The following is a 12,589-nucleotide window of genomic DNA, read 5'->3' as shown; positions in this document are numbered from 1 at the left end:
GGCCTACTGCACCCGCAGGGCCTGCACGCGGCGGTTCAGTTGCCGTCCGGGCTCGGTCCTGTTGTCGGCGATGGGCTCCGCCGGCCCGCGGCCTTCGGCGCTCAGCCGGGCGACATCCACGCCGTTCGTCACCAGCCAGGCCCGCACGGATTCCGCGCGGGCGATGGAGAGCGGGGTGTTGATCCGGTCGTTCCCCGTGTTGTCCGTGTGCCCGACCAGCCTCAGCCTCAGCGTCGGATCGGCCACCATCGCGTCCCGCACCTGCATCAGCACCGGGGCGGCCGTGATGTCGAGGTCGGCGGAGTTGGTGCGGAAGGTGACGTAGAGCTGCACCTGCCCGGCGCGCCGAAGGGCCTCTGCCACCGGCGCCTGAACCGGGCCGATGGCGCGGGGGCCGAAGCCGGTGATGCGGTAGCTGGCCCGGTAGGCGCCGTAGTTTTCGCTGCGCACGCCGTTGCGGGTGGTGCCGGGATAGCGTGTCTGCGCCGGCAGCATTTGCACCGTTACCATCCCGCCGATCTGCGGGATGGCGCCGGCATGCACCGCCGCGCGGCAGATGGCGCTGTCGGCGGTGTAGGTGTCGGTGCCCCAGACCGGGCCGCGCACCGTTGCCTCGCCGGGGCAGAGGCAGGTCAGCTGCTCGCTCGAATCCGCGTAGACTCCCATGTTGTCGGGGCATTGAGTAGGACCGGTGGCGGCAGGCGCGGGAATCGCGGCCGGCTGGGCGGGCGGTGCCACGCCCTCGAAGCGGAAGCTGGCCCTGTACTCCCCGTAGTTGTTGCTGCGGACACCGTTGCGGGTGGAACCGGGATAGCGCGGCTGGCCCGGCAGCATGCGCACCGTCACTGTGCCACCCTGCTGTCTGATCGCGCCCGCATGTACGGCCGCCGAGCAGGTGCGGCTATCCGCCGTGTAGATCTCACTGCCCCAGACGGGGCCGCCCGCGCCCGCAAGGCAGGTGCAGGTCACCTCCTCGTCCGAGTCGGCGTAGGCCAACATGTTGTCCGGGCACTGGCTGGGTGGCACGGCCGAGCTGACAGCGGGCGACCCGGCGGCGGGCGCGCGCCCCACCGGCGGTACAGGCGGTGCGGGCGGTGCCACGCCGGCGAAGCGGTAGCTCGCGTCATAGGCGCCGTAATTGTCGGACCGCACACCGTTCCGCGTGGATCCGGGATAGCGTGGCTGCCCTGGCAGCATCTCCACTGTCACCAGTCCGCCGCGGGGCCCCGTGGCCCCTGCATGGACCGCTGCCCGGCACACCCGGCTGTCGGCGGTGTAGGTGTCGCTGCCCCAGACCGGCCCGCCCACGCCCGCCGGGCAGAAGCAGGCCAGCGTTTCGCCCGAGCCCGCGTAGGTTCGCATGTCGTCTGGGCACTGGGTAGGAGGCGCTGCCGTGGAAGCCGCCGGGGATGGTATCGGTGGCGGGGCTGAGGGATCGGGCGCAGCCGTCTCTGGCGCATCCAGTGGTGGCGGCTTGGTCAGTTCCTGCCCCACCGCGGGCGCCCCGGCCAGCAGCACCAACACCAGGAGCGCGGAACGACGAAGGGCGAAGGGCATCGCTGGCCTGCAGGAAAGTTCCGGAATCCGGACTATTTGCCGATCGACCCGAGCCGCCAACCGTTCCGGGCGCATCCCGCACGGCCCCTCACGCGATTGCTACGCGTGCCCCCCGGGACCGGGCGGCCGGAACCTTCGCCCACCACCCATTCTCACCCGGAGCCGTGGCCCCGGCCTGGCCGGAGGCGTGCGGCCCCTGCAGGTGCCGGCCCGGTCGCGGCAACCCGGACGGGGTGCGCCACCGGCACCAGCGCGCCGGCCCGCGGCGGGGGCCTCGTCTTCCTCCGGGCTTTCCATAGGTAAGTGGTCCGGATTCAAGGAACACCGGCCCTGCCCCTTGGCGATCCGGCCCCCCGCGCAAACAATGACGGCATGACGATGGAACGACGGACCCGGGGCTGGACCCTGCATCGCGGCGGGCGCGGCACGCCGGGCGAGGTACTGCGCAAGCTGACGCGCGCGATCATGGGCGTCTGCCTGTGGGACCCGCAGGAGGAGGGGGTGTCCTGGGCGCTCGGCGACATGCGCTTCCTCACCGTCTCGGCCATGCTGCCGGATATGGGGGAGGCGGCCTATGCCCAGGTCTTCTCTGCGCCCTACGCCAGCAGCGCGGTGGAGGTGGCCTCCGGCCGCTTCGCCGCGCGCGGCGCCTTTGCGAAGCTGCCCGTCTCCGCCCGGAAGCGCGCCTCGGTGCTGAAAGAGTTGGGGTTGACCCTGCCGCCCCAGGGCCGGGAGGACTGGTCGCGCGACCTCCCTCCCCTGGACGAGGCCGGCTGCGCCTCCCTCGCCCGCACGGTGCTGGAGGCGCTGACGGGAGCCTTCGGCTGGACCCCGGACGTGCCCCTGCAGGCTTCGGTGATCCATGAGACGGCCCTGGGCGAGACGGAGGCCTTCATGGAAGGGCTGCGCCCCATCCATGTGGAGGGCCTGCTGCGCGAGGCCGGGCTGGAGATCGTAGAGGGCGAGCCGGAGGACGACGACTCCGCCCCCGCCTTCCTCGTCCAGCACGGCGCCCCGCTGCCCTTCCAGGTGGAGCTGACCGATCCGGTCGAGGAGGAGGACCCGCCCGCCCTCGCCTGGCACTACGGCACGATCGTCTTCTCCCTCGCCATCAACGTGGAGGAAGGGGACGCGCTGGCCCTGGCCCTGGCCCTGCACGCCCTGACCCGCTGGGCCCGGGTGGAACTGCCCGAGGAGAAGCGCGTGGTCGTCTCCCGCCTCGACGGGGTGGAGGGCGTCACCCCCGAGGGCCTGCGCGCCATGCTGGACCGATGGCTGGAGGAGCTGACGGCGGTGCGGAGCCGCCTGGAGCAGGGGCCGCCGGAGATGCGCGAGGAGGAAGACTGATCCGCGTCACCATGGAGCGCGGGCCCGCGGCCGCGCGTTAGGCCAGGGCAGCGAACCGGAGTCCTGGCATGGCCTACATCCTCGCGGCGATCGCGGGCGTCCTCAACATGCTGCAGTCCGGCAGCAACGCGACGCTAAACGGGAAGCTGGAGGCAGGGCCCGTGGTGCCGGCCCTTGTCGTCTACCTCGTCGGCATCCTCGGCGTGCTCGCCGCCTCCCCCTTCATCGGCAAGCCGGCGGAGGGCCTGCTCCGCAATGCCGGCACGGTGCCGTGGTGGGGCTGGATCGGCGGGCTGCTCGGCGCCTTCTACGTCGTTGTCACCCTCACCCAGGCGAAAGCCATGGGCGCCGGCCCCTTCACCGCCGTGACGCTGACGGCGGCCGTGGTCGCCAGCCTCGTGCTCGACCACTTCGGGCTGCTGGGCTTCGACGTGCACCCGATCTCGGCGCTGCGCCTGCTGGGCGGCGCGCTGATGGTGGCTGGGGTGGTGCTGGTGGCGCGGTTCTGATTGGTCCGGGACCAGGGGGCGCTGCCCCCTGAAACCCCCGGGCAAACGCGAAGTGTTTGTCCCGAGCCAGGAGCCCCGGGGCACCTGGACCTGCATTGGGCTGCCGCGAGACTGGCTTGAGAGAGGGCACCCGGTGAGGCGCCAAGCTCTACCCTTGCAGTCGCCTCGGCTCCACGAGCCGAGGCGCACCGTCAGCGAAGCCCAGACGAACTCCTAGAAAAAGATGATGGAGAGGGGTCCGGGGAGAGGAAGAATTCCTTCTTCTCTCCCCGGGACAGACCGCTGCCGGAGAACCCAGCCCTCTCAATCCACCTTCAGGAACAGGAAGCCAACGGCCGCGATCAGGCAGGCCATGGCGGCGAGGTAGTTCCAGCGCAGCGGCTCGCCCAGCACCGTGACGGAGAAGCCGGCGAAGACGGCGAGGGTGATCACCTCCTGCATGACCTTCAGCTGCTGCCCGGTGAAGGTGCCGTAGCCGATGCGGTTGGCCGGCACGGCGAGGCAGTACTCGAAGAAGGCGATGCCCCAGGAGGCGAGGATCGCCAGCCAGAGCGGCCAGGACGGGCGCTTGAGGTGCCCGTACCAGGCGAAGGTCATCAGCACGTTGGAGCCGATGAGGAGGAGGGGGGTCCAGATCGCGGCGGGGATCATGCGAGGGGCTCCACGATCCGCGCCGGCTCGGCCGGCGGCAGGCGCCAGAGGAGGAAGAGCATGATCGCCATGGCGGGCAGGGCGGCGGCGGTGGTCATCAGGAAGAAGCCCGGCCAGCCCAGGGATTCCGCCAGGCTGCCGGAGAAGGCGCCGAGCGTGCGCAGCGGCACGGCGGCCAGCGAGGAGAGCAGGGCGTATTGCGTGGCCGTGAAGGCGCGGCTGGTGAGCCCGGAGAGGTAGGTGACGAAGGCGGCATCGGCCAGGCCGTCCGTGAAGTTCTCGATGCCCACCTGGAGCCAGAGCATCGGCAGGTCGTGCCCGGCATGGGCCAGCGCGACGTACATGAGGTTGGAGAGCATCTGGCCGAGGCCGGTGAGGATGAGGGCGCGCGCGGTACCAAGGCGCGCCACCACCCATCCGCCGGCCAGCGCGCCGCCAAGCGTGGCGAAGAGGCCGAAGACCGTGCCCACCGCCGCCACATCCTCCCGGCTGAAGCCGAGGGAGCGGTAGAAGGGCGTGGTCATGATGCCCGCCAGCGCCTCGCCGAGCTTGAAGAGCGCGATGAAAAGCAGGATCGCCAGCCAGTAGGGACGCCGCATGAAGTCCGCGAAGGGCTGCACGACGGAGGCGCTGAGGCGAACGGCCCAGGAGAGGGGTGGGGCGGGGCGCGCCGGCCCTTCCCGCGAGGCGAGGGTGGCCGCCACGCCGACCAGCATCAGCGCCGCCGCGTAGGCGTAGGCCCCGCCCCAGCCCAGCGCGCCGACGAGCCAGAGCGTGCCGCCGCCGCTGGCCAGCAGCGCCAGCCGGTAGCCCCAGACATAGCAGGCCAGGCCGTAGCCCTGCTCCTTCTCCTCCAGGATCTCGATGCGGTGGGCGTCCACCACGATGTCCTGGCTGGCCGAGAGGAAGGCGACGGCCGCGGCCAGGGCGGCCGTGGTCAGCGGCGCGGCCGCCGGATCGCTGAAGCCGGTGGCGAGGATGGAGAGGATCAGGAGCGGCTGGATCAGCAGCAGCCAGCCGCGCCGCCGGCCCAGCCGCGCGGCGAGAGGCGGCGCCACCGCGTCCAGCACCGGGGCCCAGAGGAACTTCAGCGAGTAGGCGAGGCCGATGAGGGCGGTGAGGCCGATGTCGGTCAGGGAGAGCCCGCTCTCCGTGAACCACTGGCGCAGCACTTGGCCGGCGACCAGCGGCAGCGGCACGCCGGCGGAGAAGCCGAGGGCGAGAAGGACGAGGAAGCGGCGTTCGCGGAGCGGGTGCATCGCGCCCGACCCTGCCACGGGCCGGGCCGGGGTGGGAGGGCCGTGCGGCGTGAGGGGCGGCCCGAGGGCTGACGCGAAGGGCGTCCGGGGCGGCCACGGCCGCCCTGGGATCGGTCCTCCGGGAAGGCAGGGCCTTCCCGGAAGGTTCGGCGGGATCAGACCGTCCAGATGTCGTCGGCGGTCAGCCCGGCATTGGCCTGGGTGAGGCCGATGACGATACCGGCCTCGCCGCCGGCACCATCGGCGTCGTAGACGATCCTGCCGGTGGACGCGTCGTAGATCACCCGCTGCTCCGCCGTGGTCGCGACGCGGCCGAGGCCGAACTGCTCCGCCGCGATCGGGCCGGCTTCGGAGAAGGCGGTGAAGGCCGAGCGGTCCAGCTCGATCCGGTCCAGGCCCGCCTCGAAGTCGCGGATGGTGGTGCGCGTGGCGCCGTCCGCCGGGCCGTCGAAGCGGAAGCGGTCCGCCCCTTCGCCGCCGGTCAGCGTGTTGCGGCCCGCCCCGCCGATCAGCAGGTCATCGCCGTCGCCGCCGAGCAGCGCGTCATTCCCCGCGCCGCCATCGAGCACGTTGCCCAGCTCGTTGCCGATGATGTGGTTGGCGAGCGCGTTGCCGGTGCCGCGGATCGCCGTGCCGAGGAGGGTGAGGGCCTCCACATTCTCCGCCAGCGCGTAGTCGATGCTGGCCAGGACGCGGTCCGTGCCCCCGTTGGCCGCCTCGACCACGATGTCGCCGGCATCTTCCACGCTGTACCGGTCGTCGCCCGCGCCGCCGGCCATGAGGTCGTTCCCGGCGCCACCCACCAGGCGGTCCGCGCCCTCGCCGCCCAGCAGCGTGTCGTTGCCGTCGCCGCCGACCAGCGCGTCATCGCCGTCGCCGCCCTCAAGGCGATCGTTGCCACGGCCGGCGGCGATCCAGTCATCCCCGCCCAGGCCCTGGACGATGTCGTCGCCGGAGAGGTTCGTGGCCGTGCCGTAGTAGCTGGCGAAGGTGCTCGGATTGATCACGTCGTCGCCCTCGGTCGCGAGCGCCGCGGAGCGGGCCAGCACGAAGGAGACGACCGACGGGTCATGGTCCGAGATCTGGTCGGCGAACTCGGCGTTCATGTGCACCGCGTCGTACTGCATCCCGGCATTGGCGGCGCCGGAGAGCAGGATCTGGTCGAGGACCTGGGAGTTGCCCTCGAAGACGTAGGTGTAGCGCTCGTTCTCCGGCAGGCTCTCGATGGTGGGAAAGAGGATCTGCGTGCCGGGGATCAGGGTGGGGGGCGTGTTCTCCGCCGCGCCGCCCTGCCACTGGCCCGTCATCTCCAGCTCACCCGTCAGGATCTTCGTCGCCGGGAAGAACTGGTACTCGTTCAGGTCACCGGTCACGACGACCTTCGGCACGGTGCCGAGCATGCTCTCGATGTAATCGCGCACCGCCTCGGCCTGGGCCTCGCGGCGGTAGCCGGACTGGTTCATGTCCTCGTTCGGCAGCGGCGTGTCCTGGTCCGTGCCGAAGAGGGCGTTGGAGCCGCCCTTGGAGTTGAAGTGGTTGTTGACGACGAGGAAGTTCTCGCCGCTCAGCACGCTCTCGAACACCACGGGCACGGACTTGCGGGTGCCGCCCTGGGTGGCGCCGCTGGCGTCCACGTAGGGCTCGAACTCCGGGGCGTCCACGCCGATGCGGTTCTCGGTGGGGTAGCTGTAGATCAGCTCCTGGTAGGCGGTGGAGGGGTCGTCGGAGCCGGAGACGAGGGTGAGGTTGTTGATGCCGTCCAGCTCCGCCGTGCCGCCGGCGCGCACCGCGGTGGGGTCGAAGAGGTAGGCCACGCGGATGTTGCCGCCCGGCGCGCCGCCGTCCCCGTTGTTCTCGGGCGGCGCGTCGATCGCGGCGTAGAGCTTGCCGGTCTGGTTGTAGATGGCCTGGATCAGCTCGCGCAGCGTTGCGGTGGCGTCCACCACGCCGTTGTCGGTGGCGCCGCTGCTGTCCTGCACCTCCTGCAGGGAGATGATCTCGGGCAGCTTCAGGTTGTCGCGGATGGCGCTGACAAGGCGGTCCAGCTTGTCCGGGGTGGCGTCGGGCTCCGGCGTGCCGTCGTTGGGGGCCAGGTTCTCCACGTTGAAGCTCGCGATGCGGATGCGGTCCGCATGGGCCTCGATCGTGGTGACCTCCTTCTCAGTCAGCGTGCTCACGGGGGCTTGGCCCTCGGTCACGTGCACCTCGAAGGCGCCGCGGTCGTAGCTGACGATGCCCGTGGCGTCGCCGAACCCCGCCCCGGTGTTGTTGGTCCAGGTGAAGTCGTAGGCGCCGTCCTTGTTGTTATCCAGGTCGTTCTCGAGCTGGATGCGCTCCGGGTTGAAGTCGTAGGTCCCGGTCTGGCCAGGCTCATGGCTGACGAAGGGCGTCTCCTCGGAGGCGATCACGCCGCCGTTCGGCGTCTCGTCCGGGTTGGAGGCGCCGTTGGTCACGCCCCAGGTCTCGGTGAAGGAGGAGGAGGGGGCGGTGGCCTGGAAATCCTCCAGCGTGACCGCCATGCCCTCCAGGCTCTCGTAGAAGTCGATCGCGTGGTTGGCGATGTCAAAGGTGCCGGTCTCCGGATCGTCACCGAAGCTGCCGGTCGGGGCCACGCGCTCGCCGGGCGTGTCGCCGTTGCCGATCACCACCGGGGTGATGTTCACGGGCAGGCCGGTCTCCGGGTTCACCTCCACGGCGCCAGTCTTGAGGACGGTGGCGCCCGTCAGCTCGGTGAGGGAGAGATTCCCGGCCTGTCCCGCGCGGGTGAACTCGGTGACGCGGGCGGTCACCTGCACCACGTCGCCCACAGCGACGTCGGCGTAGCTGCCGCCGGTGAAGACGAGGATGCCGTCGGAGGTGGCGTCGTTGCCGTCACCGCCCGGGTCCTGGATGAAGAAGCCGCGCTCCCCGGTGGCCTTGCGGTAGATGCCGGTTACCACGCCCGTCGTGGTCACGGTCTGGCCGGCATGGTCAGAGGTGTGGCCGGCGCCCTGGATGTCGAAGATCCGGGTGATCTCGACGTCGTCGTTGGTGATGGTGCCGGTGCCCGTGGCGTCGGTGATCTCCACCCCGCCGGTCGCGCCGGAGAGGTTGAGGGTGAGGATCTCGTTCCCCTCCACCACCGTGTCACCGGCGATTGCGACGGTCACGGTGCGGGTCAGCCCGTCGCCCAGGCCGAAGGAGAGAGTGCCGGCAACGGCGGTGAAGTCCACGCCCTCGGTCGCCGTGCCGGCGGCGGTGGCGAAGTCCACCGTGAAGGCGGAGTCCTCGTTGCTGCGGGTGACGGTGAAGACGAGGTTCTGCGTGCCATCGTCGCTCTCGACCACCTGGGCGTCGGAGACCGTGAGGGTGGTGGAGCCAGCCCCGAGCGGGGAGGAGGTGACGGCGATGTCGTCGATGCCGACCCACTCGTCGTTGCCGGCGGCGTTGGTGGTGATGATCCGCACCTCGACCTGGCCCTGGTTCGCCGCGTCGGGCGGCAAGGTGACGGAGACGTCCGTGGCCTGGGTGGCCAGGTTCGGGCCGGTGGTGGCGTCGGCGATGGTGCCGGCGGGGAGGTCCGTCCAGTTGCCGGTCCCGCCCACGCGGTATTGCACGGCGAGCTGCTGCACGGCGTTGTCCGTGGTGCCGTCGATGTCGCGGGCGGTGAAGGCGAGGTTCACGTTCTGCACGCCCGTGGTGTCGAGATAGATCACCAGGTAGGGGGCATCGGCCGTGCCCGAGCCCTGCAGGGCGACAGTGGGGTTCGCGATCTCGAACTCGGCCACGCCGCCGTTGTTAATCGTCGTGCTGGTCTGGTTGGCGATCACATCCACCGGGGTCGCGGTGCCGGCCGTCAGGGTCCGCGGGTCCGTGCCGGTCGCGGCCGTCAGGTCGTCGCCGCGGTAGCCCATGATGGAGGGCGCGCCGGACCAGTCGTCGTCCGCGGTGATGAGCCCGGCATCGGTCCAGTTCTGGGTGAGGCTGCCCTGGGTCCGCAGGGACCAGTAGGTGGTGCTCATGATCGCTCCCCGTCGCCCGCCGTGCCGGGCGCAACCTCCCGGGCGGCGGCCCAGGCCGGGGGTGCTTAGGAGAGTTCCATGACAGCCCGATGATGGAGATGTTGCGGCACGTGGTTTTCCGGCAATCGTTCCTTAAGGTGTGAACGGGTCGCGGGCAGGTGGGCGGGCACCCGGGAAATGAGCCGCTGGAGCTTGTTTTCTCGGAATTTTACACCATCTCGAGGATTGACGCCGGACCGGCGAGGCCCTTAGGCTCAGCTTTGGTACGGGACCACGAACGATCCCTCATCGGCGTTCGTCCGCTGCCACCATGCCCCTGCCCCAGTAGCCCTCTGCCCCGCAGAGGGGCCCGGCAGAAGGCGCATCGTCCCCGGAACCCCGCCGCCCGGCGGAGGCGCGCCCCGCGTCGATCCAGGTTCCGCGCACCCTCCTCCCCCTCGGCCACGCCGATCGAGACCACCCGAATGCACCTATCCGAATTGAAGGCCAAGAGCCCCGGCGACCTCCTCGCCTTTGCGGAGGAGGTCGGCGTCGAGAACGCCTCCTCGCTCCGCAAGCAGGACATGCTCTTCGCCATCCTCAAGCAGCTCGCCGAGAACGACCAGGCGATCTACGGGGACGGCACACTGGAGATCCTGTCCGACGGCTTCGGCTACCTGCGCAACCCGCAGTCCAACTTCCTGCCCGGCCCGGACGACATCTACGTCTCTCCCGCCCAGGTCCGCCGCTTCGCGCTGCGCACCGGCGACACGGTGGAGGGACAGATCCGCGCCCCGAAGGACGGGGAGCGCTACTTCGCCCTGCTCAAGGTCAGCTCGGTGAACTTCGAGCCGCCCGAGGCCGTGCGGCACCGCGTGAACTTCGACAACCTCACGCCCCTCTACCCCACCCGCCGCCTGCGGATGGAGAACCCGGAGCTGGAGGCCCAGCCCGCCGACAAGAAGGGGCCGCTGAAGGACAACACCCACCGGGTGATCGACCTCGTCTCCCCGATCGGCATGGGGCAGCGCGCGCTCATCGTCGCGCCGCCGCGCACGGGCAAGACGGTGATGCTGCAGAACATCGCCAAGTCCATCTCCGCCAACAACCCCGACGTCTTCCTCATGGTGCTGCTGATCGACGAGCGGCCGGAGGAGGTGACGGACATGGCGCGCACGGTCCGCGGAGAGGTGGTGGCCTCCACCTTCGACGAGCCGGCGACGCGGCACGTCCAGGTGACGGAGATGGTGCTGGAGAAGGCCAAGCGCCTGGTGGAGCACAAGCGGGACGTGGTGATCCTTCTGGACTCCATTACCCGCCTCGGCCGCGCCTACAACTCCGTCGTGCCCTCCTCCGGCAAGGTGCTGACAGGCGGCGTGGACGCGAACGCGCTGCAGCGCCCGAAGCGCTTCTTCGGTGCCGCGCGCAACATCGAGGAGGGCGGCTCGCTCACCATCATCGCTACCGCGCTGATCGATACCGGTTCGCGCATGGACGAGGTGATCTTCGAGGAGTTCAAGGGCACCGGTAACTCGGAAATCGTCCTGGACCGCAAGCTCTCCGACAAGCGCGTCTTCCCCGCGATCGACATCACCAAGTCCGGCACCCGCAAGGAGGAGGTCCTGGTGGACCGCTCCGAGCTGTCGAAGATGTGGGTGCTGCGGCGTATCCTGAACCCGATGGGCACCCAGGACGCGATGGAATTCCTGCTGGACAAGCTGAAGTACAGCAAGACGAACCAGGACTTCTTCGACGCCATGAACACCTGAGGCAGGCCCGGCATCGTTCCGGTCCCGGTGGCCTTCCTCTTCCCGGGGCAGGCCGCCTCCAGGGGATCGGAACAGAGGTGCCGGCCTCCCCGCCTCGGGCACATACTCCAGAAATGAGAAGGGCCTGTCCGGCTTCCCGGACAGGCCCTTTCTACGTCAGCGCCTCACGCCGTGGTTCAGTTGCCCTGCTGGGACGGGGGCTGAACGCCCTGCGAGCCGGCCTGCGGGTTCGGCGGGCCGCCGGCGCTGCCCATCGGGGCGGCGGGGGAGGCGGACATGCCGGGGGCGCCCGCGCCCTGGTCACGGGTCACGCCGCCCGGCGCGCTCGGGGTCGGGGCGGTGGACACCTGGGCGAAGGCCGGGGCGGCGATCAGCCCGGCAGCGAGAGCAAGCGCGAAAGCCGTGGTCTTCATGACTGTCTTCCTCTTCTGGTCAACATCGTCTGCCGTGGACCAACGCCGCCCCTCAGGGCCGGTTTCGTGGACCGGATCGCCGACCGGGCATTTGGCAGGGTGCCGCCGAAGGTTCATCCTGCCAGGCGAACCGGGGGCAGAAGACAGTGATGGATCACACGGCGGTGGCGGATGCCGCGCTGCTGGAGCGGGCGGCACTGAACGCCGTGCCGGCGCCCCGCGTGGCCTGGGACGGGCCCTTCGTACTGCGGGCCTTCCACGGGGGCACAGGAAGGGCGAATGCCGCTTCCTCGCTGGATCCCGCGGAGGATCCGGACCTGCCTTCCCGCGTGGCGCGCGTGGAGGCGCATTACGCGCGCCTCGGCCTGCCCTGCCGTTTCCGATCGACGCCCCTGGACCCGCCGGGGCTGCCGGGGCTGCTGGCCGAGCGGGGCTACAGCGAGGCCGAGGGCGCGCTGGTGATGACCGGCCACGTCACCCCGACTGACGATCCGGCAGCCCGCTGGTGCGACGAGCCGGACGCGGAGTGGCTCTCCGTCCTAGCCACGGTGGAGTACCAGGGTGCCAGCCGTCGGGCGGAAAAGGAGGAGGCGGTGCCGCTGATGGCCCGCCCGGCTGCCTGGCTGGTGCTGCGAGTGGATGGAATGGCCGCCGCCTGCGGCCACGCTGTCGCCGACGGCGGGCTCTGTGGCCTGTTCGATCTAGCAGTGCGGCCGGAGTTCCAGCGTCAAGGGCTGGGCCGGCGGCTCCTCGGCGCCCTGGCTGGTTGGGGTGCAGGGCAGGGTGCCGGGTTGTGCTGGCTGCAGGTTGCGCCGGGTAACGCGGCGGCGCGCCGGGTCTACGAGGCGGCAGGCTTCGTGGAGGCCTATCGCTACCAATACTTCCTTCGGGATTAGGCCTTCGTTCAGGAAAGGAGAGAGGACATTCTCTCCTTCCCTGGCCCGCCATTCCCCTCAGAAGCGGAGGGTCGGCCCTTGGCTTCGACCGGCCCTGTGCTGGTGATGTGAGATCGGCATCAACACGCAGCCTCGCACCTCGCGTGGGGCCGACGGAGGCATAGGACAGGACAGAAGATTGGGAAGACGGTAATTTCCCCCGAATTCC

At 70.4% G+C, this 12,589-nt stretch carries 9 protein-coding genes; 4 read left to right on the top strand and 5 right to left on the bottom strand.

Annotated features, from left to right (window positions below; all coding sequences use genetic code 11):
• Window positions 1–3: 3 nt before the first annotated feature.
• Window positions 4–1,362 carry an LCCL domain-containing protein gene (locus NRP21_RS17825; RefSeq protein ID WP_257717581.1) on the bottom strand — a complete coding sequence of 453 codons (1,359 nt, stop codon included), beginning with the start codon at window positions 1,360–1,362 and terminating at the stop codon, window positions 4–6.
• A gap of 573 nt (window positions 1,363–1,935) precedes the next feature.
• Here NRP21_RS17825 and NRP21_RS17820 point away from each other — a divergent pair.
• Window positions 1,936–2,904, top strand: coding sequence for a hypothetical protein (locus tag NRP21_RS17820; protein ID WP_257717580.1), 969 nt, complete (start codon window positions 1,936–1,938; stop codon window positions 2,902–2,904).
• A gap of 68 nt (window positions 2,905–2,972) precedes the next feature.
• Window positions 2,973–3,413 carry a DMT family transporter gene (locus NRP21_RS17815; RefSeq protein ID WP_257717579.1) on the top strand — a complete coding sequence of 147 codons (441 nt, stop codon included), beginning with the start codon at window positions 2,973–2,975 and terminating at the stop codon, window positions 3,411–3,413.
• A gap of 303 nt (window positions 3,414–3,716) precedes the next feature.
• On the opposite strand, the gene NRP21_RS17810 is transcribed toward NRP21_RS17815, so the two are convergent.
• The 3 genes from NRP21_RS17810 to NRP21_RS17800 all read right to left on the bottom strand — a co-directional run bounded on the left by NRP21_RS17810 (window position 3,717) and on the right by NRP21_RS17800 (window position 9,324).
• A complete protein-coding gene (locus NRP21_RS17810) occupies window positions 3,717–4,064 on the bottom strand; it encodes a DMT family protein (RefSeq protein ID WP_257717578.1) in 348 nt (115 codons plus the stop codon).
• The gene (locus NRP21_RS17805) at window positions 4,061–5,323 is read right to left on the bottom strand and encodes an AmpG family muropeptide MFS transporter (protein ID WP_257717577.1); all 1,263 of its coding nucleotides are present in this window, start codon (window positions 5,321–5,323) and stop codon (window positions 4,061–4,063) included. Before NRP21_RS17805 ends, NRP21_RS17810 begins: the two co-directional genes overlap by 4 nt.
• Before the next feature lie 155 nt (window positions 5,324–5,478).
• Window positions 5,479–9,324 (bottom strand): Calx-beta domain-containing protein, encoded by a 3,846-nt coding sequence (locus tag NRP21_RS17800; protein WP_257717576.1) that lies wholly within the window; start codon window positions 9,322–9,324, stop codon window positions 5,479–5,481.
• Between the two features lie 464 nt (window positions 9,325–9,788).
• Between NRP21_RS17800 and rho the strand changes: the two genes are divergently transcribed.
• Complete coding sequence (gene rho, locus NRP21_RS17795) at window positions 9,789–11,072, top strand: transcription termination factor Rho (protein ID WP_257717575.1); 1,284 nt, start codon at window positions 9,789–9,791, stop codon at window positions 11,070–11,072.
• A 176-nt stretch (window positions 11,073–11,248) separates the two neighbouring features.
• On the opposite strand, the gene NRP21_RS17790 is transcribed toward rho, so the two are convergent.
• A complete protein-coding gene (locus NRP21_RS17790) occupies window positions 11,249–11,485 on the bottom strand; it encodes a hypothetical protein (RefSeq protein ID WP_257717574.1) in 237 nt (78 codons plus the stop codon).
• Between the two features lie 149 nt (window positions 11,486–11,634).
• Here NRP21_RS17790 and NRP21_RS17785 point away from each other — a divergent pair, with 149 nt between their 5' ends.
• Entirely contained in the window at window positions 11,635–12,381 is a 747-nt protein-coding gene (locus NRP21_RS17785) for a GNAT family N-acetyltransferase (RefSeq protein ID WP_257717573.1), read from the top strand.
• The last annotated feature ends 208 nt before the right edge of the window (window positions 12,382–12,589 follow it).

This window comes from Roseomonas populi (assembly GCF_024594815.1).
GTDB classification, from domain to species: domain Bacteria; phylum Pseudomonadota; class Alphaproteobacteria; order Acetobacterales; family Acetobacteraceae; genus Roseomonas; species Roseomonas populi.
This window is presented reverse-complemented; position numbering and strand designations above follow the sequence as displayed.

Excerpts from the sequence above, each read along its gene's own strand:
- NRP21_RS17825 (WP_257717581.1), bottom strand. The coding sequence starts at position 1,362 with ATGCGAACCTACGCGGGCTCGGGCGAAACGCTGGCCTGCTTCTGCCCG.
- NRP21_RS17815 (WP_257717579.1), top strand. The coding sequence starts at position 2,973 with ATGGCCTACATCCTCGCGGCGATCGCGGGCGTCCTCAACATGCTGCAG.
- NRP21_RS17810 (WP_257717578.1), bottom strand. The coding sequence starts at position 4,064 with ATGATCCCCGCCGCGATCTGGACCCCCCTCCTCCTCATCGGCTCCAAC.
- NRP21_RS17805 (WP_257717577.1), bottom strand. The coding sequence starts at position 5,323 with ATGCACCCGCTCCGCGAACGCCGCTTCCTCGTCCTTCTCGCCCTCGGC.
- NRP21_RS17790 (WP_257717574.1), bottom strand. The coding sequence starts at position 11,485 with ATGAAGACCACGGCTTTCGCGCTTGCTCTCGCTGCCGGGCTGATCGCC.
- NRP21_RS17820 (WP_257717580.1), top strand. The coding sequence starts at position 1,936 with ATGGAACGACGGACCCGGGGCTGGACCCTGCATCGCGGCGGGCGCGGC.
- NRP21_RS17800 (WP_257717576.1), bottom strand. The coding sequence starts at position 9,324 with ATGAGCACCACCTACTGGTCCCTGCGGACCCAGGGCAGCCTCACCCAG.
- NRP21_RS17785 (WP_257717573.1), top strand. The coding sequence starts at position 11,635 with ATGGATCACACGGCGGTGGCGGATGCCGCGCTGCTGGAGCGGGCGGCA.
- rho (WP_257717575.1), top strand. The coding sequence starts at position 9,789 with ATGCACCTATCCGAATTGAAGGCCAAGAGCCCCGGCGACCTCCTCGCC.